This is a genomic window from Winogradskyella sp. (assembly GCF_965228925.1).
GTDB lineage: Bacteria > Bacteroidota > Bacteroidia > Flavobacteriales > Flavobacteriaceae > Winogradskyella.
Genome location: NZ_OZ245845.1, coordinates 2383451 through 2409103, shown reverse-complemented (window position 1 = coordinate 2409103; position 25653 = coordinate 2383451). Strand labels below are relative to the sequence as shown.

21 protein-coding genes are annotated in these 25653 nt (G+C 37.5%); 8 read left to right on the top strand and 13 right to left on the bottom strand.

Features of this window, described 5'->3' with window-relative positions; all coding sequences use genetic code 11:
* Positions 1–23: 23 nt before the first annotated feature.
* Positions 24–1655, bottom strand: coding sequence for an alpha-amylase family glycosyl hydrolase (locus ACO052_RS09765; protein ID WP_422107823.1), 1632 nt, complete (start codon positions 1653–1655; stop codon positions 24–26).
* Between the two features lie 125 nt (positions 1656–1780).
* Here ACO052_RS09765 and ACO052_RS09760 point away from each other — a divergent pair, with 125 nt between their 5' ends.
* A complete protein-coding gene (locus ACO052_RS09760) occupies positions 1781–2635 on the top strand; it encodes an AraC family transcriptional regulator (RefSeq protein WP_422107822.1) in 855 nt (284 codons plus the stop codon).
* A gap of 55 nt (positions 2636–2690) precedes the next feature.
* On the opposite strand, the gene rimO is transcribed toward ACO052_RS09760, so the two are convergent.
* Positions 2691–3992, bottom strand: coding sequence for a 30S ribosomal protein S12 methylthiotransferase RimO (gene rimO / locus ACO052_RS09755; protein ID WP_422107821.1), 1302 nt, complete (start codon positions 3990–3992; stop codon positions 2691–2693).
* 89 nt (positions 3993–4081) lie between these two features.
* Here rimO and ACO052_RS09750 point away from each other — a divergent pair, with 89 nt between their 5' ends.
* The gene (locus tag ACO052_RS09750) at positions 4082–5164 is read left to right on the top strand and encodes a serine hydrolase domain-containing protein (protein WP_422107820.1); all 1083 of its coding nucleotides are present in this window, start codon (positions 4082–4084) and stop codon (positions 5162–5164) included.
* Positions 5165–5282: 118 nt separating this feature from the next.
* Here the strand turns inward: ACO052_RS09750 and ACO052_RS09745 are convergent, their stop codons facing one another.
* Entirely contained in the window at positions 5283–6956 is a 1674-nt protein-coding gene (locus tag ACO052_RS09745; protein WP_422107819.1) for an amidase family protein, read from the bottom strand.
* Positions 6957–7238: 282 nt separating this feature from the next.
* On the opposite strand from ACO052_RS09745, the gene ACO052_RS09740 reads away from it, so the two are divergent.
* From ACO052_RS09740 to ACO052_RS09725, 4 genes are all read left to right on the top strand, one after another.
* Entirely contained in the window at positions 7239–8309 is a 1071-nt protein-coding gene (locus ACO052_RS09740) for a hypothetical protein (RefSeq protein WP_422107818.1), read from the top strand.
* 425 nt (positions 8310–8734) lie between these two features.
* Positions 8735–10225 carry a PKD domain-containing protein gene (locus tag ACO052_RS09735; RefSeq protein ID WP_422107817.1) on the top strand — a complete coding sequence of 497 codons (1491 nt, stop codon included), beginning with the start codon at positions 8735–8737 and terminating at the stop codon, positions 10223–10225.
* Positions 10226–10394: 169 nt separating this feature from the next.
* On the top strand, positions 10395–13277 hold the full coding sequence (locus ACO052_RS09730; protein ID WP_422107816.1) for a sensor histidine kinase: 2883 nt from the start codon (positions 10395–10397) through the stop codon (positions 13275–13277).
* Positions 13252–14010, top strand: a complete 759-nt coding sequence (locus ACO052_RS09725) for a LytR/AlgR family response regulator transcription factor (RefSeq protein WP_422107815.1) — start codon at positions 13252–13254, stop codon at positions 14008–14010. The genes ACO052_RS09730 and ACO052_RS09725 overlap by 26 nt, the downstream gene beginning before the upstream one ends.
* 113 nt (positions 14011–14123) lie before the next feature.
* On the opposite strand, the gene ftsY is transcribed toward ACO052_RS09725, so the two are convergent.
* The 8 genes from ftsY to ACO052_RS09685 form a co-directional block, all read right to left on the bottom strand.
* Positions 14124–15098, bottom strand: coding sequence for a signal recognition particle-docking protein FtsY (ftsY, locus tag ACO052_RS09720; RefSeq protein ID WP_422107814.1), 975 nt, complete (start codon positions 15096–15098; stop codon positions 14124–14126).
* Between the two features lie 255 nt (positions 15099–15353).
* Positions 15354–15506, bottom strand: a complete 153-nt coding sequence (locus ACO052_RS09715) for a DUF4295 domain-containing protein (RefSeq protein WP_008271041.1) — start codon at positions 15504–15506, stop codon at positions 15354–15356.
* Between the two features lie 6 nt (positions 15507–15512).
* Positions 15513–15695: a 50S ribosomal protein L33 gene (gene rpmG, locus ACO052_RS09710; RefSeq protein WP_076616981.1), complete on the bottom strand. Its 183-nt coding sequence runs from the start codon at positions 15693–15695 to the stop codon at positions 15513–15515.
* A 25-nt stretch (positions 15696–15720) separates the two neighbouring features.
* Positions 15721–15957, bottom strand: coding sequence for a 50S ribosomal protein L28 (gene rpmB / locus ACO052_RS09705; RefSeq protein WP_114301300.1), 237 nt, complete (start codon positions 15955–15957; stop codon positions 15721–15723).
* A 170-nt stretch (positions 15958–16127) separates the two neighbouring features.
* Positions 16128–17375, bottom strand: coding sequence for a competence/damage-inducible protein A (locus ACO052_RS09700; protein WP_422107813.1), 1248 nt, complete (start codon positions 17373–17375; stop codon positions 16128–16130).
* A complete protein-coding gene (locus tag ACO052_RS09695; RefSeq protein WP_422107812.1) occupies positions 17376–17717 on the bottom strand; it encodes an Hpt domain-containing protein in 342 nt (113 codons plus the stop codon).
* On the bottom strand, positions 17718–18329 hold the full coding sequence (locus ACO052_RS09690) for a fumarylacetoacetate hydrolase family protein (RefSeq protein ID WP_422107811.1): 612 nt from the start codon (positions 18327–18329) through the stop codon (positions 17718–17720).
* Positions 18330–18361: 32 nt separating this feature from the next.
* Positions 18362–19138, bottom strand: a complete 777-nt coding sequence (locus tag ACO052_RS09685; protein ID WP_422107810.1) for an exonuclease domain-containing protein — start codon at positions 19136–19138, stop codon at positions 18362–18364.
* Positions 19139–19264: 126 nt separating this feature from the next.
* Here ACO052_RS09685 and ACO052_RS09680 point away from each other — a divergent pair, with 126 nt between their 5' ends.
* Together ACO052_RS09680 and ACO052_RS09675 are read left to right on the top strand one after the other, a co-directional pair.
* Positions 19265–21160 carry a glycoside hydrolase family 13 protein gene (locus ACO052_RS09680; RefSeq protein WP_422107809.1) on the top strand — a complete coding sequence of 632 codons (1896 nt, stop codon included), beginning with the start codon at positions 19265–19267 and terminating at the stop codon, positions 21158–21160.
* Positions 21151–22233: an NADH:flavin oxidoreductase gene (locus tag ACO052_RS09675; RefSeq protein WP_422107808.1), complete on the top strand. Its 1083-nt coding sequence runs from the start codon at positions 21151–21153 to the stop codon at positions 22231–22233. The genes ACO052_RS09680 and ACO052_RS09675 overlap by 10 nt, the downstream gene beginning before the upstream one ends.
* A 21-nt stretch (positions 22234–22254) precedes the next feature.
* Here the strand turns inward: ACO052_RS09675 and ACO052_RS09670 are convergent, their stop codons facing one another.
* Both ACO052_RS09670 and ACO052_RS09665 read right to left on the bottom strand, forming a co-directional pair.
* Entirely contained in the window at positions 22255–24114 is a 1860-nt protein-coding gene (locus ACO052_RS09670) for a S8/S53 family peptidase (RefSeq protein ID WP_422107807.1), read from the bottom strand.
* Between the two features lie 122 nt (positions 24115–24236).
* Complete coding sequence (locus tag ACO052_RS09665; protein WP_422107806.1) at positions 24237–25592, bottom strand: dihydrolipoamide acetyltransferase family protein; 1356 nt, start codon at positions 25590–25592, stop codon at positions 24237–24239.
* Positions 25593–25653 lie beyond the last annotated feature (61 nt).

Here is a 25653-nt window from a genome sequence, read left to right as displayed (position 1 = left end):
TGATTATTAAAGCTAGTCCGCGATTATTTTAATTTCCAAATAGCATAACCATAGCCATTAAGAGTTAAATCAACATTAGAAGAATTACTAGTTGCACTGTTATCTTTATCGGACAATAAGATTTTACCTAGATCCAAAGTCGCATTTCCACCTGAATAATCTAAAATAACGGTGGTCTCTTGTCTCTCATCGGATGTATTGACAGCAACTAAATATGTATTTTGATCATCCGCTCTAAGATAGGTGAGAATAGATTTGTTATCATTAGAAATTATTCTCTGGTCACCATTGCTAAATACAGTATGGGCTTTTCTTATACCTATAATTTCTTTGTAGAAGTTGAGCAACGAGTTTTGATCACTTTTTTGTTCCTCAACCGAAATTCCATCATCATCCAAAACACTACGTTCATCCCACCAAGGCCCTGTATTTTTGTACCATAATGCTACACCTTCTGATTCTACTTTGGCATTCCATTCAAAGGCCTCACGCATCGGGATATCATTACCATCGGTTACACCAAATTTTCCGAAACCACCGCTTCCATTCATTCCAATTTCCTGTCCGTAATAAATACTTGGCACCCCTTTATTAAACATCATTAAAAATCCTCCAAGCTTTAACTTTGCTTTGTTGTTTTCAACAATAGCGGCAAATCTGGGCGTGTCGTGATTTTCTAGAAAAACCAACTGCGATTTATCTTTAGGTGTAAATTGTAGTAAGGAATCTATTTTATTTGAGATTTGTTCTTTATCCATAGAAATTATGCCTTCTCTCATACCAAAAGCAAACATCATGTCTACATTGGCAGTATTAAAATAGTCTTCGCCCGTATCCTTCCAATTGGCTTGTTCGCCAAAAATTTTAAGGTCAGGATTGATTGCTTTTAGATGTTTGAACAATGGTGCCCAGAAGTCTGTAAAAAGGTTGGTTCGAATGCCCTTCCAATCCAAGTCATCCATCATGTGGTCTATTCTAAATCCGTCAACACCGTCATCAAACTTACCATCACCATTTGGATCAACCCAATAGGAAAATAGCTCCCTAAAATAGGTTTTAACCGCTTCGTTATACATATCTACCGTTGTTATATTAACAGAATTTCCGTCATATGATTCTAATTTGGTTAGATTAAAAATCATCGTTTCGGGAACGGTATTATTAGGGCCATTATAAATAACATGGTTACTATACTTGGAACTCGGATTTTCAAAGGATTCCTTAAACCACGGATGGTTTTTAGTGACATAATGTATCTCCATGTCCATATAAAACTTCATATCATTTTCATGAAGGGTTCTTACCATATGTAAATAGTCATTCATGGTTCCAAATTCTTCATCAATCGCCTTAAAATCATCAGGAAAGTAATTATGATAATAAATGGATTTATACAAAGGCGTAAATAGCAAGGATGTTACGCCCAAATCTTTTAGATAGCTTATCTTTTCAGTAATGCCATTTAAATCGCCATGACCGTCACCATTGGTATCATAAAAACTACGTTGAAATACATGGTAGAATATTTCGGCTTCGGGATTTGAATATTTGACTTGGTGTTGTTGTTCTGTTAACTGCGCTTTCTTCTCCACCTTTTTTGTGCAAGAAGCCATTAAAATAGATAAGCTGCAAAAAGTGATGAGTACATGTTTCATGGCTATTAATTTCAAGTTTATAAGATCAAAACTAGCTTTAAAAAGAAAGGATTTAATTAACGCCATTGACCAAAAACATAACAATATTTGCTTAAATTTACTATACATGATAAATTTGTATAACTATGAATCCTATATATGAAAAAGTACAAGCAAAACATACGCAATCCGTACAAGTCAGACCCTACCAGTTAAGCCATTTTGATATCCCATACCATTATCATCCCGAAATTGAGATTGTTTATTTTAAAGAAGGTATTGGTAAAGTATTTGTTGAGCATGCGATGGTAAGCTTTGAGCCTGGTAGTTTATTTGTCTTTGGTCCAAATGTTCCTCATCTTTTTATTGAGGATAAGACTATAACAAACCAAAATATTGAAATCTTAGTTATTCAATTTGAGCTTAATGCTTTAGGCTCATATCTAGAACTACCAGAGTTCACAAATGTTAAAGACCTAATGAACAATGCGCATTCTGGAATAAAATTCAGCGACCTCGTAAATTCTCAAATACCTAACATACTAGACAAAATGCAAAATGAATTGGGGTTAGATCGCTTTTTAAAACTCCCCTATTTGTTAGAGCTCCTCAAGCTCCATCATCATTCTGTCTTGATTAATACGTTTAAGAAAAAAATAACGGAAAGCCTTACTCCTAAAAGACTTAGACATGTAAACCATTATATTTTACAGAACTACAATGGTGAAGTATCTCTAAATAGTGCTGCTAAAATAGCGCATATGAATAAAGCAGCATTTTGTCGTTTTTTCAAAAAGCATACACGAAAATCATTTGGAGAATATGTCAATGACATGAGAATAGACTATTCTTGTAAGCTACTCATTGAAGGATCCTTAAATATTTCGTCAATTGGTTATGAAGTAGGCTTTAATAGTGTACCTTATTTTATAAAACAATTTAAGCGTTCCAAAGGGATAACTCCCAAACAATATCGACTACGGAATTTAGTTGGTCTTTAAGATACACTTTAACCTTCTTAAGACAATTCTGTATCTATTAAAATTAAACTACACATCACACAACCTCACCGTAAAGGTCAAAATCCTCTGCATCAATTATTTTTACGGTAGCAAACTCCCCTGTTTTTAAATAGGTATTTGTGGCGTTGATTAAAACCTCGTTGTCTACATCTGGTGAGTCAAACTCAGTACGACCTACAAAGTAATTCCCTTCCTTTCGGTCAATAACCACTCTAAATTCCTGCCCTATTTTAGCTTGATTCAGCTCCCAAGAAATCTGTGACTGTATTTCCATAATAGTATTGGCGCGTTGCATCTTCACTTCTTCTGGCACATCGTCTTCCAAGTTATAGGCATGTGTGTTCTCTTCATGAGAATAGGTAAAGCAGCCCAAGCGCTCAAATCGCATATCCTTAACCCATTGTTTGAGTACCTCAAAATCATCTTCGGTTTCACCAGGATAACCCACAATAAGTGTCGTCCTTATGGTCATTTCTGGGACTTTAGCCCTAAATTCTTGGAGTAGCTTTGTGGTCTTTTCTTTAGTAGTACCACGACGCATACTCTTGAGAATAGCATCGGATATATGCTGTAAAGGAATATCTAAATAATTGCAAATTTTTGGTTCGTGTTTCATAATATCCAATACATCCATGGGGAAGCCTGTAGGAAAGGCATAATGCAAGCGAATCCACTCAATGCCATCAACTTTTACCAAATGCTCGAGAAGTTCGGCGAGGTTACGTTTCTTATATAAATCCAATCCATAATAGGTTAAATCTTGTGCTATAAGGATCAGCTCTTTTACACCATTAGCTGCCAACTTTTCTGCTTCGGTCACTAAATCTTCAATGGGTGTGCTTTTGTGTTTTCCTCGCATTAAGGGAATGGCACAAAAACTACAAGGCCTGTCGCAGCCTTCGGCAATCTTTAAATAAGCATAGTTTTTAGGAGTAGTCGTTAAACGCTCGCCAATTAACTCATGTTTATAATCTGCGCCAAGTGCTTTTAAAAGGCTTGGTAATTCTGTAGTGCCAAAATATTGGTCCACATTAGGAATTTCCCTTTCCAAATCAGGTTTATAGCGTTCACTTAAACATCCGGTGACAAATACCTTGTCCACATCGCCTTCCTCTTTTTTCTGCATATAATGCAAAATGGTATTGACACTTTCCTCTTTGGCATTATTAATAAAGCCACATGTATTAATCACCACGACATTACCCTCTTGTTCATGAATCACATCTTTTCCGCTAGCCTTCAACTGACCCATTAGCACCTCACTGTCGTAAACATTTTTACTGCAGCCAAGGGTCACGACATTTATCCTGTTTTTCTTAAGTGTCTTCGTTCTCATGCGCTTGTAAATCAGTTGGCAAAGATACAATGTAATTTAAACCTTTGATATATTTACAAGTCTTATTTAAAAATCGAAACATGAAATGCATGAGAATAGTTCTAATCATTGCGACCATCATTATAAGTTTGTCATGTTCATCAGACGATTCAAATACTGATAATCCACCCTTAAATGAAACACTCTATTTTCCTCCAATAGATTCTGATGCATGGGCCACCGTTACCGCCCAAAGTTTAAGTTGGCATATTTCAGAGGAACAAGCACTGTATTCATTTCTAGAGAACTCTAGCACCAAAGCTTTTATGATTCTTAAGGATGGTAAGATCGTTACAGAATGGTATATGAACAATTTTTCTCAAAGTGATATTTGGTACTGGGCATCTGCGGGAAAAACGCTGACAGCAATGACACTTGGCATTGCTCAAGAAGAAGGCTTTTTGGATATTAGTGATACGTCTACAAATTACTTAGGTGAACATTGGTCCAGCCTTACTTCAGAGCAGGAAAACACTATTAAAGTTATTCATCATATTACCATGACAACAGGCTTAGACTATACGGATGTCTTTAATCAGTTTTGTACAGACTCGGATTGTCTTTTTTATTTAAATAGTCCAGGAGAATTTTGGTATTATCACAATGCACCATATACTTTACTGGATCATCTTATAACTGGTGCTGTGGGTCAGGATTTTGAGGATTATTTTACTGAGAAAATTCGCGATAAAATTGGTATGTCTGGCTTTTGGTTGCAAAACGGCTATAACAATATTTACAGAAGCGATGCACGTAGTATGGCTCGTTTCGGATTGTTGTGTTTAAACAAAGGTATTTGGAATAATGAAGTTATACTTAACGACACTAACTACTTTGAAGCCATGGTTAATACGTCACAAGATCTCAACAAGGCCTATGGCTATTTATGGTGGCTTAATGGAAAGGAATCTTACCGTTTGCCAGGTTCTACAGCCAGCTTTGAAGGTAAGCTTATACCTAATGCACCTAATGATTTAATAGCAGGACTCGGTGCCAATGATCAGAAATTGTATGTTGTCCCTAGTGAGAACCTTGTCATTATTAGACTAGGCGATGATGGTGGTGAAGGGCAACTTGGACCTTCAGGTTATGACAACCTACTTTGGGAAAAGCTAAATGCTTACATAAATTAACGTAGTCAGTTCGAGTGATTTTCAATTTCTAAAAATTGAAAATTGTATCGAGAACTAAGCCACAACTTCTCGATACGATTCTTCATACTTCAGAATCACTCGAAGTGATAATAACAAATTAGTTGTAATCCTTAGGCGCTACTCTAGCTTTTGAAGCCTGCTCATAAACATAGGCCCATTCTAACAATTGTTTTTCTTGAAGTCCTTTTGCAATAAAGGTTAAACCTTTTGGTACGCCTTCACCAGTATAGCCCATAGGTACTGTAAGCGCCGGGTATTCAGCTACTGCAGCAAAGGCAGCATGGCTGTTATTGATAGACAAAAAACCATCGAGCTTATGCTGGTCCATAGGACGATCAAAATACTGCTTCCCATTAGTCCTTAAGGTATCTTTTATTTGTTCTAAATAGACAGCATCCCCTTTATCATCTACAATACCTTGAAACAATTTTTGACCATAAGGCATGGTTTTTAAAGAATCTTTTAAGTTAAAAGCCATAACATCGGCAATTGTTCGCAATGCAATTGATTTATCGGCATAATTCTCCATATAAGAAGGTAGATCCTTTTTCATATCAAGGTTGAGCAAATTCAAGAAGTTGGGCAGACCTAATTGTTCTTCTTCAATTTCAACGATTTCGGCACCTTGCTGTTTTAGAACGTCTATAGCCTTAGCATACAACGTATCTTCTAAAAATCGCTTAGGAGCACCAAAGCGTTTGCCTTTTATACTGGCTTGCTTTAGGCCACCAAAGTAGATACCTGTAGAACTCCAATTAATTTTAGATGATTTAGAATCCGCTTTATCCTCACCAACAATGGCGTCCAAGACGAGCGCATTGTCCATAACGGTTCTGGTAATTGGTCCAGCTGTGTCTAAGGTCGAAGAAATAGGAACAATTCCGCTACGACTTACCAAACCAATGGTTGGTTTTAGACCAACGACCGAATTCTGACTTGCTGGTGATAAAATGGAGCCCGCTGTTTCACTACCAATCGTTGCTGCCGCAAAATTAGCTGAAGCCGCCACGCCACTTCCTGAACTCGATCCACCTGTGTCTATAATGCGTCGTCCATAAGGATTTAGTGTTTGTCCGCCAATGGCTGAATAGCCACTAGGACAATCCCCACAAAAGAAGTAAGCCCATTCGCTGAGATTGGCCTTACCAAGAATTAAAGCGCCTTTAGATTTTAATTGTTGGACGATAAAGGCATCATCAGCCCTATTATCCTTTAAAGCTACGGCACCAGCAGTAGTAGCCATACCAGAAGCATTGATGTTGTCTTTAAGAAGAATTGGCATTCCTATAATAGGATGTCTCTTATTGTCATTTTCAAAATCAAAGTCACACGCTTTGGCTTCTTCTATAACATTAGGATTAATGGATATCACAGAATTCAATGATAATGGATTCTCACGATCAAATTTTCTGATGCGATACAAGTAGAATTTAACCAACTCTACATAAGTAAACTTTTTTCTAGTTCTATTGACTTGAAGGTAAGTAATGTCTTTCTCAAGAATATAAGGCTCTAAACGCTTATAATCCGCTTCGGTAAAGTCCTCCATCTGAGAATTGATATCGGCCCAGATCTCTTCTTTACTTAGGTTTTTGGAATCCAAGACTTTAAACTCCCGGAAATCCTTTGTGGAAATCGCACTTAAATCATCTTTAGATTTTACGGTTTCAAAGGTTTCGGATTCTGAAATCGGTTCTCGTGCTTCTCTCGAGTCAGCATTTTTACAGGAAAAAACAAATAGGAAAACAAATAGAAATAGACAATTGCGCATGGTTGGTATTTTTTATAAAAATACGAAACCGCATGAAACCTTATAGTATCTATTATTGATAAAGTAGAATATGATGGCACCTTACAAGGGATGCCAAATTTGAAATACCAAAACTCAAGTACCAAATTCCAAGTCCTTTTTAAAACCCCTTGATACCAATCATCGATTGAACCCTTAAGTACATGAAGTGAGGCTAGCATTTCATCTATTAGGTATTTTCTTACAACATAATAATAAATACTTTTAATGTAAATCTACTATTAATAATTTAAATCATTCGCCATGAAAAAATCAATTTATCTTGTACTTTGTACGATCTTAACCATTTTTTCCTGTTCTAAAGAAACAGAAAATGACATTCCCAGTTCAGAAGCTAATAACACTGATAAGCTAGGGCTATATGAAACTTTCTCTCCTAAAAAAGAAGATATTGTTTCATATATCAAACAATTTAGAGCAGAAGCAAAACTATCACAATCTTCTATGAAAACAGGTAATTTTGAGCCAACCGATAGATCGATAGAAGAGGCACTCTGGGTATTGGAAGCTGCTCTTAATAATTACTATGCTTCACCAATAGCTGAATATGATGGACAGTTTAGTGATCAAACCAATATCACTATCGATTTTCAGGATGGTTCTGAAGAAATGATTGATGGACAAAGTTTGCTTAATGCTTATCATAATCTTACCACGACTTTGGATCAGGCATTGACCATGGGGCAGGAAATAGATATACTAGACGTTAAGTTTGTTTCTGCCGGAACCCATTCTGTTGTTTTCAGTGTATCTAGCACTGGAGGCCTACTCTTACCAACATTAACAGCAGACTTTATTGATACAGATGACGATTGGAAAGCTGGTGACGCCTTGGGGAAATGTGATGGCACTCGTGTTGGAGAGGATGGCAGAACAAGGCTTAATTCTTTAATCAAATACAACATAAATAACAACTTTACCTTACGCTTCAATTCTAATCCAGGAAGCCAGTACGGCGTCACATGGACGAATGTTCAAACTTATTTAAATAATGCAGGTCCACTTACCGATGCAAGTAGTAGCCGTCTTTTGGGTAATGTAAATGACCCTTACCCGCAACTTTCAGCCTGCCAAGGGACCGCATGGCCCGTTGCTAACTGTGTATCTGATGTTGCGATGGAGTACAATAGGAAGGAAATATGGAATATTATTAATTCATTTCTTCCCATAACTGTAAATGGAAATTATCTGGACGTTCAAAACTTTAATGTTCGAGCGAATTACTTGGCTGGAGATCCTGTTTTATGTCCAGGTGCACATGTAAAATACTTTATGTATTATATTAGATATGCCTACCCCGTTTATACTCTATAACGTATTCAAAATTTTAGCGATTTTTTAAGAGCTGTATAATAATCTACAGGATGCTGCAGTAGGATAAACTAAACGTTAGTCAATGCTTCGCACAAGAAAAACTGTGCCGCATAGACTTTATAATCCCTTTGGAAGGTAAGTTAGTACCGTAATGCCACGATCAAATATGGTAAAGGACGACACGAATTGGATTTAAACACAACATCACCGTCTTCAGGAACCTATTACTTAATTCTTCATGACGGCAATGAAAAGCAGATTGAGCGCTTTATCATAGATTAGAAATTACAACTACTTATACGTTTTTATCATACGCTAAAATCAATAAGGCGTATTATTCTCATATTCAACATGTTAATTATTGTCAAGCCCGTACAATCACTAAATCTAGAAAACTTCAATATTAATCTAAAAATCAATATACCATGAAAACAAAATTATTTAAACACTCAGTACCCCTTTTTTTATTACTGCTTTTTATAAGCACAGGTCATAGCCAAGTCACCAACGGCGATTTTAGCACTTCTGATAATGGAAACCCTCCCTTAGCTCAAGATTGGGAATCAGGTTATACCAGAGCTAATTTACCTATAAGTACAGGACATATATATTACGTTAATCAAACTGTAGCCGGTGTTGGGCCAAACGATGGCCGGTTTATCTTTGTTGACGGAGAGAGAGATGCTGGCACAGTTTTTTTGAGGCAAACGGGCAATTTTAGTGCAGGCGGTAATACAACCTTAACCTTTATGGCCAATGCAAGGGCTGGTTGTACACAAACTATTGAAGCGAGAATTGGGGGAGTTTCTCAAGGGAACCCTGTAACAGTAAATAATACAAGGGGGGCTGGTTGGTGGCCATATACGATTGCATTAGATAACCCAGCGAATGGTGATTTAGAGCTAATAACTACTACAGGTGGAACGACCAACGATTTTGGGATTGATGATATAGAACTATGCACTAGCGACAATCTATTTTTTACGATTAACAACGATGACAGTTTCAATAATCCGCTTATTCTTTGTGAGACATCCCCGCTTATTTTAAACATGTATGCCTATAATGGTGCGACTAGTTATTTTGTGTCCATTAAAGATGTGGCTACCCAGATAGAGCATATGCGGTTTTTAACCCCAGCTGAGATTAATAACATGCTTAACTTTGATTTAAACGATTTTGCCGCAAGTCCTGCCTTTTCTACATTAGATCCATTGTGGACGCCATCCAATCAAATGGTATTTGAGTATGGCAAATGCTATGAGATTAAAGTCGCTGTTCAAACACCATGTGAACCTTGGGTAGCAACAATACAAACCATTTGTTTTGGAGAATCTTGTGCCATTAGCGCAAACTATACCTTTAAGTATAATTCCGAATTGCCAAGAAGTGCAAACACAGTTCAGTTTACGGATACTAGCACTGGAGACCCTACGGCATGGTTTTGGGACTTTGGCGATGGTAACACGTCTAATCTACAAAACCCTACACATGAATATGCATCTGCGGGCCCCTATTCCGTAACACTTCTGATTTATAAAATTACCGCATGCGGCGATGTTTGCTGTGATGTCATACAATCATCTCTCGTTATTGAGAAAAGTTCTTCTCGGGAAAACACCAAACCGTCATCAACGGATCTGAATAACACCCCCGAGCAAGAACTCCTTAGCATTCAGCCTAATCCCGTAAAGCAATCTACTAAAGTTTCATTTTATCTCTCTGAGGATAAAACTATACAGCTCAGTATATACGATAACTTTGGTCGGACAGTACGTACCATAGTACCAAGATCTAATATGAAAAAGGGACCGCATCAACTGGATTTAAATACAAAGTCACTGTCTTCCGGAATCTATTTCTTGATCCTTTATGATGGCAATGAAAAGCAGGTTGAGCGTTTTATCGTAGATTAAAAATTGTGATTAATTTTACGTTTTTTATCGTACGCTAAAAAATCAGAAAATAAATACATCATTTTATAATACAAACCAAGGCTAATTCCTTGGTTTGTGCTTATATTTAGTAAATATTAAAGACTACCCCAAACAATTAGCATTATAATAACTTTAGATGTTACTCTAAATGAACTTTGTAATTCCTACTTTGTTTTTGGTTTGTCATCTGGCACTTATAGCTCAGGAACCTATTCGATATACAACTCGCCAAGGCTTACCAAGTAATACCGTATATGATGTAAAACAAGATGCCCGAGGGTTTATGTGGTTTGCCACCGAACATGGCATTGTAAAGTTTGATGGAGATACTTTTAGGAACTTTACACTTGAAGATGGGCTATCCAACAACAATGTTTGGAAACTTTCCACAACTTTTGATGGTAAGATTTGGTATATGTCTAAAAGTGAGTACCAAGGATACATCTACAATGATAGTGTCTATTCATTTCCAGTAGAAGACCATAAACCCATTACACCGCGTAGAGTTCACAATAACGGTAATAGGATATGGCTTTCAAAACACACTGATTTGTTATACACTTTAGAAGGTAATATGTTCACTAAAATTAGGGGGCGACAAAATTCATCCTGTAATACCTTGAACGATGCTTATGTATACTATCGCATACCAATATTTAATCCAGATTGTAATTGCCACCTAAAATTTAAGGAGGGTGCTTTACAGCTTTTAAATTTAGATGGTGACGTCACGAGAGAAATTCACTTAAAGGATGTACCGAAAGATTTTTTTCAATTACGTATTATAGATTACGGGGTTATGCCTTTCGATACCTTCTATGTAATTAACAAGAATGGAGTACTCTTTCTCAATGTCAAAAAACCATTTTCCAAATACATTTCATTTCAAAACACATTTGGAACCGAACATGTGCGTGTAGGACGTTGCAATACCTTACCAAATGAAATACAAATCAGTGTCCCTGGGCATCTAATGATTCTGGATTACAATTTTGAGTTGCTCGAAAAGCATCATTTTCCTTCCACTATTGATCACGAGAACAGCTATAAAGATAGGGATGGCAATATATGGCTTACCAGTCTGAATAAAGGCATCACCTTGATTACAGCACCCCAATTAGAAACCCAGTACTATTTTAGAGATAAAAATGTACAGCAGATGGGGATGGTCAATGATACCCTAATTACAGGAGTTACCAATGAAACCTACTATAGGTATGAAGAGGATAATGACACTTTTCATAATCTAGGAATTGCATCGGGATATACTTATAATATCATATCCGGTAAGCGCAACTATCTGGTTTCTACTATAGGAACCTTAAAGCTTACAACTTTAAAGGATCTGGCCGATGACCGTTTTATAAGCTATAGTGGGTGTAAAGATCTCATTGAACACAAAGCCTTGATATATGGTATTTTGCACTCAGGAGTGAGCATTTTAAGGCCAAAGGATAAGCATACCTCAAACTATGAGCTCATAATAAGTGCCGAAGGCCTGAATAGCATTGAGGACTTTGATAACAGAATATATGTTGGCGGCAGTCAAGGCTTATCCTATATCAATAACAATGGACTCATCGATATTGGGCTATCTGTTCCTGTAAACTCTTTAACAAAAAATGATCGATTTTTATTCATTAGCACTAATGGTAAAGGCGTATACCTTTATGATGGTAAAACTGTAATTCCCATTGAAGCCACTAAAGGACTCGATGTCCAGAAGATCATTCCAAAAGACAATCAATTATGGTTGGCCACGCATAAGGGCGTACATCGTGTTAAGCTGGATGATGAGTACCTGCAAATGTCAAAGATTGTTAATAGCTTCTATTGGGAAGATGGTCTACTTCAGAACACGGTCAACGATATTTATATAGACGAAAATTTTTTATGGGCCTCCTCCAATATAGGTTTATCTAGGATCGATTTAAAAAACTCTATTTACACAAAACCCCCAAAACTTTACTTTAAAGCTAAGGAAGATACACTCATTTTCAAAGGTCGCCAAAGAGCACATATGACCATAGCTTTTAACGTGCTAGATTATTACAATCAGAACAACTACGACTTCAGCTTTAGTTTAGGTTCTTATCAAAGCGGCTGGACCAAAACCACCTCCAAGACCATTCATCTTTCGGGTTTAGGACCAGATATCTATCAATTGGACCTCAAGTCCACTGATCAACACGGCAATGAAACCATCAAAACAAAATATATTTCAGTACATCCCTATTGGTGGGAAACCACATGGGTTAGAGTTATCTTTGCTCTACTTATCATTATATGTCTCTTTGTAATTTACGGTATCATCTATTTGTGGATTACCAAACGAGAACGTAAAAAAGGACAACTTCATAAGCAAGTTTCCGAACTAGAACTTAAAGCTTTACGCTCTCAAATGAACCCCCATTTTGTGCATAATTGTATCAATTCAATTCAATATTATATACAGCGGAATGATACCGTAGCATCCGAAAACTACCTATCGGAATTTGCTAAACTCATCAGATATTTCTTTGAACATTCACGACAAAAGACCGTAAGCATTTTGGCTGAGGCAGAACTACTAACTTCTTATTTGGAAATTGAAAAATTACGGTTCGAAGATAAATTCTCATACGACATAATAGTTCATAGCGCTATTGATGCAAAGTATGAATTATTGCCGTCTTCTATTTTACAGCCTATTGTTGAAAATGCCGTAAATCACGGGATATTTCATAAGCAAGGCCAAGGAACCATAACAGTCAGTTTTAAAAAGCTAGAAGAAGATACTATTGAGGTTATCGTAGAAGATGACGGTATTGGGCTAAAAAAGTCTTCCAAAATACAACAAAACGCTATTGGAGTCTATGCTTCACATTCCTCGGAAGTCATAAAAGAACGGATAGCACTTCTCAACCAAACAAAGAATTGGGAGATATACTATACCATATCAGATATGAAGCAAGGAGGCACAAATCCAGGGACAAGCGTTCGTCTCACATTTAAAAATACTAAATATGAAAATTACAGCCATACTCATTGACGATGAGCGGAAGTCATTGCTCACTTTAAAGGAAAAAATCGAAAGATCCCATCCAAATATCGACATTATCAAAGCCGCACAAGAACCATACGTTGGATTAAACTCTATAAATACCCTCCAGCCCGATCTGGTGTTTTTAGATATCGCTATGCCACAAATGAATGGGTTCGAGCTGTTGTCTAAAGTAAACAACCCTTCCTTTGAGCTTATTTTTACAACGGCCTTTGATCAATATGCTATTGAGGCGATCAATCTTTGTGCTATCGGGTACCTATTAAAACCTATCGATAATACTGCATTAAGAGCAGCAATAAAACGAGCTGAAGCCAATATTATGGAAAAAAGCGCTTATGTGAAGAATCGATTATTGATTGAGAATCTCTCATTATCTAATCTATCCAATAAAAAAATGATGGTTTCTGTACAAGATGGATTTGAATTGGTCAATATAAAAGATATCATTCATTGTGAGGGAGTGAATGGTTATACGAGGCTTCACATACAAGGTCGAAAAAGCATACTGAGCTCCAATAGTATTGGTTTTTTTGAGAAGAATTTAAGTCCCTATTTTAGAATGTGTATGGTCCATAAATCTCATTTGATTAATATTGATTTTATAGAAAAGTATTTAAACGAAGGCTATCTCAAACTCATTAATAAGGATAAAATACCAGTATCTAAAAGCAGAAAACATATACTGTTTGAAGCTTTGAATAGGGCAAATAATAATTAAAAAGCTACGATCTTTACTACCAAATATCAATAGATTTAAGCCACGCGAAGAGATACTGAAATACTGAAACCAGTTCAGCACAGGCAAATTCAGTATGACAAAGTTCTGTCTTGTTACTTAAAGAACGAATCTACAAACTCGTATTTATTAAAGACTTGCAAGTCTTCAATCCCTTCTCCTACGCCGATATACTTTACAGGTATTTTAAACTGGTCGCTAATGCCTATGACCACGCCTCCTTTAGCGGTTCCATCTAATTTAGTCACGGCTAAAGACGTCACCTCGGTCGCTGCTGTGAATTGCTTAGCTTGTTCAAAGGCATTCTGGCCCGTTGAACCGTCCAAAACGAGTAAGACGTCGTGAGGAGCATCTCCAACAACTTTTTGCATCACCCGTTTTACTTTAGACAACTCGTTCATCAAATTCACCTTATTGTGCAAGCGCCCTGCAGTATCGATGATTATCACATCTGCATCCTGATTAACACCAGACTGTAAGGTATCGAATGCCACAGAAGCTGGGTCAGAACCCATATCCTGCTTTACCATCGGTACGTCCACACGATCCGCCCAAACCTGTAACTGGTCTATGGCAGCCGCTCTAAAAGTATCCGCAGCTCCTAATATAACATTTAAGCCTTTCTTTTTAAACTGATAGGCCAACTTACCAATGGTAGTGGTCTTACCGACTCCATTAACCCCAACCACCATGAGTACATAAGGGGTTTTCTTCCCATTGTCCTGATGGGGTAATTCTGGAATACTATAATCGGTATCTTCGCCGACATTAGTTTCGGACAACAAACCTGCGATTTCTTCTCTTAATATTTGATTGAGTTCTGACGTCCCTAAATATTTATCTTTAGCCACACGTTCTTCAATGCGCTCAATAACTTTAAGGGTCGTATTGACACCTACATCGCTGGTCACCAGAACTTCCTCGAGGTTGTCCAGTACATCATCATCGACTTTAGACTTTCCGGCTACGGCTTTGTTTAGTTTTGTGAAAAATGAAGACTTGGACTTTTCCAAACCTTTATCTAAGGTCTCTTTCTTTTCTGAAGAGAATATTTTTTTAAAAAAACTCATGTTATCGTTTATACGTTTTTTGTTTATCTATTAATGCTGCGTTAGGGATTGAATCGGTATCCCAAGACAACATCGTCTGAGATATAGCGTAAAGCCCGACCAAGACATTTATAGTCTTGGTAACGCCAAAAAAACCTATACAATAATCTTGCCTTTGGTTGGTTACTGATAAGTTGTCAGGTTAATGCTCAAATATAGCCATAAAAAAACTGCTTTCAAACGAAAGCAGTTCTATCAATCTTATGAGTAAATTTATTACTTCTTGTTTAAAAAGTCATTGACAAATTCTGGTGCCATCACTGATTCTACAAACATGTAGGCTCCAGTTTTTGGTGATTTTACCATTTTAATAGCTTTTGTCAAACGCTTTGATCCTGTCTGTAAAGACGCTACTGATTTCTTTGCCATAACTTATTATTTTATCTCTTTATGAACTGTCATACGCTTAAGAATCGGATTAAATTTCTTAATCTCCATACGGTCTGGCGTATTCTTCTTATTTTTTGTCGTGATATATCTTGAAGTTCCTGGCATGCCAGAAGCTTTGTGCTCTGTGCACTCTAAGATAACCTGTATTCTATTTCCTTTCTTTGCCATTGTAAATTGACTTTAGCTCTTAAGCTTATTTGTAAAATCCTTTTGCTCTAGCTTCTTTTAACGCTGCAGAAATACCGATTTTATTAATGGTTTTTAATGCAGATGTAGAAACCTTTAACGTTACCCACTTATCTTCTTCAGGAATGTAAAAACGCTTCTTGATTAAGTTCGCATTAAACTTGCGCTTAGTTTTATTCATGGCATGAGAAACATTGTTTCCAACCATTGCTTTCTTCCCAGTAAGTTCACAAACTCTTGACATTGTATTCTCTCTTTAGGTATGTTATTTCTTTCTGTTAATTCTAATTGATTTTATTTGTCAGAAACAATATCCTAATTATAAATTTCGATAAAATGTAAAATTATCAAATAGGATATTTTTTAACAGGGTGCAAATTTAGTAAAACTTTACGTTTCGACAAACATAAAACCTTACTTTTTCAAAATTTCTTTTTGAAGTATTTCAAAAGCCTTATTGGTCGCTTTCATTATCACCTTATCACGATGATTTCCAAAATTATAAACCTCAGAATATACGCTATCTTCTTTTGCTATAGCAATCCATACGGTTCCCACTTCGGCATCGGAGTCCCCTTTAGTGGGACCGGCATTTCCCGTAGTACTAATTCCATAATCTGTTTTGAACAAGGTCCTCACATTAACTGCCATCGCCTCTGCCACCTCTTTGCTTACCACAGAATGGGAAGCAATAGCGCTTTCTGAAACTTCTAAAACATTAACCTTAGACTCCGTAGCATAAGTCACCAAACTGCCTTTAAAGTAAGCTGAGGCACCAGCATTGGTCGTTATGGCTTTAGCAATTTGCCCACCTGTGCAACTTTCTGCAACTGCTATGGTCTTATGAAGTGCCGTTAACTGTTTACCGATAATCGCTTCTAACGACGCATCCTCTTCAAAACCAACAAAGATATCTTCTATCTGTGGCAACACCAATTGTATTTGCTTTTCGAATTCGGTGTTCAATAAATCCTTATCCGTAGATTTTCCGGATAAGCGCAATCTCACCTTTCCTAAATTTGGTAAATAGGCCAACTTCATAAAACCTGGCAAGTTATCCTCCCATGCTTCAATTCTATTGGCAATGGCACTTTCACCTAAACCATAAGTCAACAGCGTTTTATGTTTGATATATGGAAAATGATATTTGTCTCGTAAGGCAGGAATCACTTCGTTCTTAATCAGAGCTTTCATTTCATAGGGCACTCCTGGAAGTGACACAAACACCTTTCCTTCTTTTTCCATCCACATCCCTGGGGCTGTACCAAACCGATTCATCAGCACCCTTGATTTTGAAGGTACCAAGGCTTGATGTCTGTTTATATCGGAAATAGGTGTGCTGATATACGTTTTAAACAACCACTCTATGTGCGCTAAAACCTTTTTGTCTTCGACTAAATAATCCTCAAAATACGTACACAGTGTTAGTTTGGTAATATCATCTTTTGTTGGACCCAAACCACCAGTTATAATAATAATATCTGCGTTTCCTTCGGCCTCTTCAAGTGCCTTAAGAATATGCGCTTTATCGTCTTGTACAGATGTGATTTGATAGACGGAAATACCTATCTTATTGAATTCTTTCGCAAGAAATGCGGAATTGGTATCTACAATTTGCCCGATGAGAATTTCATCGCCAATTGTTATTATTTCTGCTTGCATTTATAATCCAAAATCAGCTTTTATCTCGTTGGTGGCATTCTCGACGGCAATTAGAACTTTTTCGAGTTGCGCTTCTACATTTTTATCCTCTTGCTCAAACTTCCCCCAATCCTGAACTTCGATGAGTTCGTCATATACCCCTAAATCGAATAGCTCTACGGTTGGCTTCATCTTATGTGCCGCTTGATAGGTCTCATAAAAGTCCTTTTCTGGTACCGCTTTTCTTAAGCGTTCTGCATCCTCAGGGACTTCTTCTATAAAAGCTGCTGCCAATGCCATAACGAAATCTTCGTCATTATCGGCCATTTCGCGTACGCGATCTAGTTTATAATGTTTTGCCATTTATTTAATTTTAATTGAAAACAGTTCTTGATCCTCAATATATCCTTTTAATTCGTCGTTTGCAAAAACCTTACCAACTCCAGCAGGTGTGCCAGTAAATATAATATCTCCAATTTTTAAAGTGAAATATTTCGACACATATTCGATGAGTTCATCAATCTTCCAAAGCATAAGTTCCGTATTTCCTGATTGTACCACCTCATTGTTTTTCTTTAGGCTAAAGTTAATAGCATTAACATCTTCAAATTGTGATTTGGGCAACCACTTTCCAATAACCGCTGCACCATCAAACGCTTTGGCTTTTTCCCAAGGTAAGCCTTTTGCTTTTAAGCTCGCCTGAAGATCTCTGGCCGTAAAATCAATACCAAGCCCTATTTCATCATAATATTTATGAGCAAATTTCCTATCAATGTACTTCCCTACTTTTTTGATTTTCACCAACAGTTCTACTTCATGATGCACATCGTCCGAAAAATCCGGAATGAAAAAAGGCATTTTTTTTAATAGAATGGAAGTATCCGGCTTTAAAAAGACAACCGGATCTGTTGGTTTTTCATTTTCAAGCTCTTTGATGTGATCGGTATAATTACGACCTATGCAGATGAGTTTCATATAAGAGGCTGTTAGGGATAAGCTTTATATATTTAGCCCAATTTATTATTAAACTGACGTAATTTAATAGCGGTTAACACTTTTTTAGTATATAAGGGAAAATCGGCATTGAGTAACCAACCAAAATAACCCGGCTCTTGCTCCAACACATCTACAACACGTTTCCCTTTGTGCTTACCAAACGAAAAACACTCTTCCCCATCTTTATTATAGGATAAGAAGCCTGCAAAATCCGCAAACTTTTTTCTCGAGCTAAATTCTGCCAAGAACTTGGTATCGTTTTCTAATTTATCATATTTAGAGAGCTGTGCTTTTAACACCTCATAAGTCGCCATGGTATCGGCTTCAGCACTATGGGCATCGTCAAGGTTTTTATCGCAATAAAACTTATAGGCAGCACTTAATGTCCGCTGTTCCATTTTATGGAAAATGGTTTGTACATCTATAGCTAGACGATTTTTCATATCAAAATCAACCTCGGCACGCAACATTTCTTCTGCTAATAAGGGAATATCAAAGCGATTGGAATTAAAACCACCCAAATCCGAATCCTTTATTAAGCGATGTACCTCCTTTGAAATTTCCTTAAATGTTGGTGCATCCGCGACATCAGCGTCTGAAATGCCATGCAGTTTAGTCACCTCTGCTGGAATAGGAATTGTAGGATTGACACGTTTCGTATAGGTTTCCTCTTTACCGTTAGGATGTACCTTTAAAATTGAGATTTCTACAATTCTATCCTTGGAGATATTGATGCCCGTAGTTTCCAAATCGAAAAAACAGATGGGTTTATTAAGGTTGAGTTGCATGTGCTATTAATTTTTGCAAAGGTAGTTAGAATAAAAAAAACACCTTCTATTTGATCATAATAAGATTTGATATTTTTAAATAAATGGACGAAATTAGTTGTCCACTTTTCAATCAAAACTCATATCATGAAAATAGTTAGCCAACCCTCCTTTGCAATCTCAAAAACAAGCACTTACATATTTATCACGACTCTAATTTTGATGCTCAGTCTGAGCTGTAAAAATGATAAAAAGACAAGTCATGTTACTATCGAGAACGAGGAGTTTGTTCCGCAATGGGCAAAAACCGTAGTATGGTACCAAATATTTCCCGAACGTTTTAGGAATGGTGATCCAAGTAATGACCCAACTATGGGAGATATTGCTGGAGCCGATCCTCAGGAACCCCCTAAGCAATGGCAGATCCATCCTTGGGGAAGTGACTGGTATAAGTTACAAGATTATGAAAAAGCGAATGCTGAGCCTGAAATGTGGAAACATATCTTAAGACGACGTTATGGGGGCGACCTGCAAGGGGTTATCAACAAACTTGATTACCTTAAAGAACTTGGTATCACGGCCATTTACCTCAACCCAGTTTTTCAATCTCCATCATTACATAAGTATGATGGCGAAAGTTACCACCACATAGATCCCAATTTTGGACCGGATCCTGAAGGGGATAGAAATTTAATCGCTACTGAAAATCCATTGGACCCAAAGACTTGGGTATGGACAAGTGCAGATGAATTGGCCTTAAAACTCATTGAGGAAGCTCACCATAGAGGTATGAGAATCATTTTTGACGGTGTCTTTAACCATTTAGGCTATAACAGCTTTGCTTTTCAGGACGTATTGAAGAATCAGCAAAACTCACCTTACAAAGATTGGTTCATTATTAAATCGTGGAAAGATGAAGAAAAGGGTACCGAATTCGATTATGAAGGCTGGTTTGGTGTGAAATCACTTCCAGAACTGAAAGAAGACAGCACAGGCATTGTCGATGGTCCGAAACAATATATTTTTAATGCCACAGAACGTTGGATGAACCCAAAAGGCAAGGGAACTGCATTTGGAATTGACGGTTGGAGATTGGATGTTGCCTTTTGTATAGGTCATCCATTCTGGAAGCAATGGCGAAAACACGTAAGGTCTATTAATCCTGAAGCCTATATGACGGCAGAAATTGTAGATACGCCAGAAAAAGTTAAGCCTTATATGCAGGGCGATGAGTTTGACGGTGAAATGAATTACAACTTTGCGTTTGCTTCTGCTGAGTTCTTTTTTAATACCGACAGTACCAAAACAAATGCAAGCACTTTCAATAGTAAATTGAAAGATCTTAGAGAACTTTATCCTAAAGGCGTCGCTTATGTCTCTCAAAATCTTTTTGGAAGCCATGACTCCAACAGAATTGGCTCGCATATTGTGAATCGTAACAATGGTATTGGAAATTTTAGAAATTGGGGCCAGTATTTTAATGCCTCTATTGCACTGAACAACTCAAATTATTCCACTAGAAAACCGCAAAAGGAAGACATTGCGCTTCAAAAATTATTTGTCATCATGCAAATGACTTATGTCGGTGCACCTATGGTCTACTATGGCGATGAAGTTGGCATGTGGGGCGGAAATGACCCCGATTGCAGAAAACCGATGCTATGGCATGATATCACTTACGAAGACGAACGCTTTAATGCAGATGGCTCAACGCATGCACCCGATAACGTAGAGATCAATACCTCATTATTTGAGCATTATAAGACGCTTATTCATATAAGAGGATCTAATAAAGCCTTACAATTAGGTGACTATAAGGCACTACTAACAGATGACGATAAAAACATTTTGATTTTTGAACGCACTTACAAAGACCAATCGCTAATTGTGGTTATAAATAACAACATGAATGAGCAGGTTATTGATATTACTGAATTAAAAGACGGCTGTTTCGAAGATTTAATCAGTACCAAAACCTTCGATAAGGCTACCCCAATTATCGTAAAAGGGCAATGGGGATTAATTCTTAAAGCATGCCAATAGAAACGACATTCAATTCTGCAATAGAATTCAACTGTGGCCTCAAAATGAAAAACCGATTTATGCTGGCACCACTGACCAATCAACAAAGTCATGAGGATGGCCGCTTATCTAATGACGAATTCAACTGGCTGACCATGCGAGCCAAGGGAGGATTTGGGTTGGTCATGACCTGCGCCTCTCACGTACAAGAAATCGGTAAGGGATTCTCAGGACAACTTGGTATCTTTTCTGATGACTTAATAGAAGGTCATCAGCGATTAGCTCAAGAAATTAAATCTCATGGAAGTTTAGCCGTTGCTCAATTACACCATGCAGGCATGCGCTCACCTTTTGAAGTCATAAAAAAGAAAGCTGTTTGCCCTTCTGAGATCGAAAAATATAATGCGCGAGCCCTAAGCCTAGAGGAAATACATCAACTAAGAGAGGATTTTATTGCCGCAGCTATACGTGCTAAAAAAAGCGGTTATGATGGTGTTGAAGTTCATGGGGCACATGGCTATATCTTAACACAATTCCTCAGTTCAAAAATCAATAAGAGAACCGATTCTTATGGCGGTTCGCTTGAGAATCGTTCGCGATTGCTCTTTAAAATTGTTGAGGGCATAAGACATGCATGTGGCGATGAGTTTCTCTTAGGGGTGAGACTATCGCCTGAAAGGTTTGGCATGAAGCTCTCAGAAATAACAATTGTTTCCCAACAACTAATCGATAGTGGTAACATTGATTTTTTAGACTTATCGCTTTGGGACTGCTTTAAAAAAGCTGAAGCATATCCTGAACATCAACTTAGCCTATTAGAACATCTTCTACAGCTAGATTTTAAGACCGTAAAATTAACCGTTGCTGGTAATATTAGGAATGGTGAAGATGTACAAAACGTTTTAAATACAGGTGTCGATTTTGTTACTATTGGTCGTTCGGGTATTCTTCATCACGACTTTCCAAAAAAAGTCATAGCTAATGCTAATTTTAAACCGATTCAAAATCCTGTTTCCAAGGCATATTTAAAACAAGAAGGCTTAAGCGAAAAGTTTATACATTATATGCGTCGATGGGAAGGATTTGTTCAATAGATTGCAGTATTTGTTTTGGCTTTACACTTTTAAAAATTTGCAAAGTTTATGAGCATTATCGGTTTTCAATTTTAAAATATACATCCCCTTACCTAGTTCTGAAACATCGATTTCATTCCTCGTGTCGCTAATGCTTTTGATTAATTTCCCTTCGATACCATAGATGTCGATAGTATGTATTGTTCCATTAAAATCTATAGATAATTTGTCTTTAACAGGATTTGGAAAAACGTTGACTTCATTGTCATTAAAATCCTCCACTGATAACCGATTATTGACCTCCTGAACAGCTGCTAAAGCATCCATTTTACCAAAGCCCCAAGTAAAATTTGGTACGGAACCCGTAAAACCATCTTGTTTTGCTGTTTGATTTAAAATATCTTTTACGTCTTGATTGCTAAGACTCGGATCCAATTCTAACATTAAAGCTATAACACCACAGGCTACTGGAGCCGCAGCACTTACCGCATTTTGAATACCATAAAATCCATTACCACCTTGCACTTGATTTGCAGGAAAACTTCCGTAATACGAATCTAAACTGTAGGGTGCAAACAGTACCTCTCCTGGTGAAGCAAAGTCAATCGCTTGGCGATCATCATAAGTCAGACCCGCACTGCTTCCTATCCAAATCTCCCCTGGATTTCCTTGACCCACCAAACTTCTTGGTACGCCATTAATATCTGTCCAAGAATTATCCACCACATAGTCTCCAGGTACTATTACATTAAAAGCAGAGGCATAATCATTCATACTGTAACCAGGAACTATATGACTTAGAAATGCGTTATTATTACTATAGAGTGAAGGATTTAATGATGCATGAAACTCTCCTGTATTCATAACAGATGTTGGCGTTATAATGACTTTATAAATTCCGGTTGGACCTGAGTTAATAAAGTCAATGAGTATTTCACGACGGTTACTGGTGGCACCAAAAAAATCAACATCAGCTCCTCTTTGATAATAGTAAAAACTGGATTGGAAAATATTGGTCGCTCCACTAGAAGTGGCAGGCGCCGCATAGGGTCCGAATTGTGTACCAGACGGATCTTCTATGGTGATATCAAATCGATCCTCTTCACTGTACCATAAATCAAAACGCAAATTACCAGTCTCTCCTTTATTGACCAAGATCTCTTCTTGTACTCCTGTAGTCACGATACCCGCTGCGTGGTTATCGGCCCCGCCATCATCACCAACGCCACAAAGCAAAATATGACCTTGGTTTATAAAATCATCCATAGCTCTACTAATGGTACTGGTACCATCAGTTGGTCCACCAATAGAACCAAAGTTCATAAGCGTTACGGCTGGCAATCCCAGTTCGTTAATTTTATCATGAACAAATTGCAATGCAATTGGAATATCCGTTGGATCAAAATAACCCGACTCCCCTGCCTGCATCCCATGCGGAGGAAATCCGTCTTGAATCATTTTTACTACAATTAACTTAGCACTTGGTGCTACCCCTTTAAACTCCAACCCTGCTGTTCCACCACCATTGCCAGCTGTTATTCCTATACAAGCCGTTCCATGACCTTGACGATCATTGGTTATTGGGGTTCCTCCATTGGATAAAGCTGCATTGATATCGGCTTCTGTAAATATCGTTCCCCTGCCGTAAGGGTTACCGGAATCGGATGCGCCTGCAGGATTGACCATATCATAGATGTAGGCTATTCTCGTAGTGCCATCACTATTTAAATATGCTGGATGGGTATAATCCACTCCACGTTCTATGCTTACAAAAACGACATTTTCACCACTAAGATTGAACTGGGTATAAACATCATCAATATTTGCTTCAGTAAAGGTTGGATTTCCTTGTGAAAAGGAAAAAAATGGGATTAAGATGAGAAGTAGTCGTTGCGCTTTCATATTGGGTCTGACATTGGTTTACTTCGCATCGTAAATCCGAAAAAATGTCATCACAGAAAGGTTGTCCAACAAAAAAGAGATACAGTAAACTGTATCTCTTTTAATCTGATATTTATAATTAATTAAATTTCTCTTTCAGAGTCCCAAGCTTCTAAATAATCTTTTACGGCCTTAACAAATTGTCCACCAAGAGCTCCGTTAACCACACGATGGTCATAAGAATGGGACATAAACATCTTATAACGAATACCTATAAAATCACCTTGTGGTGTTTCGATAACGGCAGGTACTTTTCTAATGGCACCCAAAGCTAAAATACCAACTTGCGGTTGGTTAATTATTGGCGTTCCCATAATACTACCAAATGTACCCACATTAGTTACCGTATAGGTACCGTCTTGTATATCGTCTGGATTTAATTTGTTTTCTCTTGCTCTATTGGCCAAATCATTGACCTTTTTGGCCATACCCAATAGATTTAACTGATCGGCATCTTTAATAACGGGTACAATGAGATTACCATCAGCAAGCGCTGCTGCCATACCCAAGTTAATATGTTTCTTTTTAATGATCTTATCGCCTTGAACGGAAATATTCATCATTGGATAATCGCGTAGGGCCTTAGCAACGGCCTCCATGAAAATCGGTGTAAAGGTTAAGTTTTCCCCTTCACGTTGTTTAAAGGCATTTTTATGCTTATTTCTCCAGTTCCATATATCGGTGACATCAGCTTCAATGAAGGATTGCACATGCGCAGAGGTCTGAACGGAATCCACCATATGCTTAGAGATGAGTTTCCCCATTCGCGTCATTTCAATTATCTCATCGTCACCAGAAGCCACCACAGGAGTTGGTGCTGGTTTTTCTTTAGGTTTTGGAGCTTCTGTTTTCGTTTCGACAACTTTAGGAGCGATCGTTTCCTTAACTTCAGCAGGTTCAGCTTTTGGTGCTGAAACTGGTGCCGAACTGCGCGATTGCAAATAACTTTTTATATCATTCTTTGTAACACGACCGTCTTTACCCGTTCCTGGAATACTATCGAGTTCGGCTTGAGACACACCTTCTTGTTTGGCGATATTTTTTACCAAGGGCGAATAGAAACGATCTCCTGAAGTGATTACTGGCTCTACTGATACTTTAGCAGCAACCACCGTTTGTGCTACTTCTGCTACAACTTTTGGAACTTCTGCAACGGCAGGCTCTGAAGCAGGAGCGTCATCTTCACTGGCGTTATCTCCTTCAATCTTAATTATAGCTATGGTCTGACCCACTTGTACGACATCGTCAACCTCGAATAATTTTTCGACCAAAACACCATCTACTTCACTTGGCACTTCACTATCTACTTTATCTGTAGCAATTTCCAGAACGGCTTCATCTGCTTCAATAGTTTCTCCAACGTCTTTAAGCCAAGAGGTAATCGTTGCCTCGGCAACACTTTCTCCCATTTTAGGTAACTTAAGTTCAAAATTTGCCATATCTCTAATTTGAAGGTCTTTATTAGCTAATCGAATGCAAAATTAATAAAAAATAGTGTTT